Annotated in this window: 3 protein-coding genes; 2 read left to right on the forward strand and 1 reads right to left on the reverse strand. The window is 44.0% G+C overall.

The window, feature by feature from the left end; all coding sequences use genetic code 11:
• The coding region (locus AJE_RS06845) for a CopG family antitoxin (protein ID WP_008950232.1) at positions 1 to 196 on the forward strand (196 nt) is incomplete at its 5' end.
• A gap of 263 nt (positions 197 to 459) precedes the next feature.
• Here the strand turns inward: AJE_RS06845 and AJE_RS06850 are convergent.
• Positions 460 to 855, reverse strand: a complete 396-nt coding sequence (locus tag AJE_RS06850; protein ID WP_083835099.1) for a type II toxin-antitoxin system death-on-curing family toxin — start codon at positions 853 to 855, stop codon at positions 460 to 462.
• 144 nt (positions 856 to 999) lie between these two features.
• On the opposite strand from AJE_RS06850, the gene AJE_RS06855 reads away from it, so the two are divergent.
• The gene (locus AJE_RS06855) at positions 1,000 to 1,227 is read left to right on the forward strand and encodes a toxin (RefSeq protein WP_237709318.1); all 228 of its coding nucleotides are present in this window, start codon (positions 1,000 to 1,002) and stop codon (positions 1,225 to 1,227) included.
• The last annotated feature ends 88 nt before the right edge of the window (positions 1,228 to 1,315 follow it).

Below are 1,315 nucleotides of genomic sequence, written 5' to 3' on the forward strand. Positions count from 1 at the left end.
TGAGCGGAAAAATGCACTAATGCAACTCGCTGCCAATAATATCGAACAAGACCGAAAAATCAGTGTGCGGATTTCGGTACGTGATTTGGAAGTTATCCAGCGGCGAGCACTTGAGCAAGGACTACCTTATCAATCGTTGGTAAGTAGCATCCTGCATAAATATGTCTCTGGTGCTTTTAAAGAGGTGGAGCGCTGAACCTTTTTTCGGGGTCAGATACCGTTTGCCGTTTGTTCCGTTCCGTTCGTTTCCGTTGTTCGTTGTTTTTCGTTGTTTCGGGGTCACCCATTAACCTCTCGGTGTCAATAGCGTAACCAAATCCGGAACCTTCGGGGTCAGATACCGAATCAACAAGCCCGCCTCGTGCGGGTTTGTTTTTAGTGAGTGGGCTGGTCGTAACGCTCGCGTAGCTGGCCAACAGGCTGGGCCTTACAGTTGTATTTTCTGGAATCAGGGACTAGTTATTCAGGCTTACTGAGATACAGAGTATAAAGAATATCAGCCAGTTCTTTCTCGTTGATCTCATCCAGTACTACGGCAACCATAACATCAGCTAACGCATCATTATCGGTCTGAATTTCATAATCGTTCAGTGACAAATACTCTAAAGCTACGGCTAATGCTGTTCGTTTGTTAGCATCAGGCATAGCATGAGCAATGGCGATTGATTTTGCGTATTTAGCTGCAATTTCAAAAATATCATCGAGTTGCTCATATAGGATGGCGTTATCAATGCGCCCTAATGCCCCACGAAGCTTGTTTAGATCAAGAACCTTCGGGGTCAGATACCGAACAACAAGCCCGCCTCGTGCGGGTTTGTTTTTTGGCGCGTTAAATTGGCTAATCCTACCGCTAATGCGGTGTGTTAATAGCTATCAGGCATAGTATAAGCAAGCGCGGTGACTGAGACACCGCTTAGTATCAAGACAAATTGTCAATAAGCTGCTAACCTTTGCTTTATGAAAGCCATCAATTGGAATGCGAACAAGAATCATCTACTGATGACTGAACGTAATGTGTCATTTGAAGATGTGCTATTTTCAACGCGCCAGGGCTTAATTATGGATGATCTGATACATCCAAATATCGCAAAATACCCTAACCAGCGTATTATGGTCGTGCAAATCGGCCAGCAGGCTTGCTTAGTCCCGTATGTAGAGACTGAGCATGAACTTTTTTTGAAAACGATTATTCCAAGCCGTAAAGCAACCAAGCAGTATTTGAGGTAAATTCTATGCACGATCCAAAATATACCGCTGATGAACAGGACCTTATCAATGATTTTGTGGCAGAAGAACTGATTTCAGATTTTTCCCC

The sequence above is a fragment of the Alishewanella jeotgali KCTC 22429 genome, from assembly GCF_000245735.1.
In the GTDB taxonomy this organism is placed as follows: domain Bacteria; phylum Pseudomonadota; class Gammaproteobacteria; order Enterobacterales; family Alteromonadaceae; genus Alishewanella; species Alishewanella jeotgali.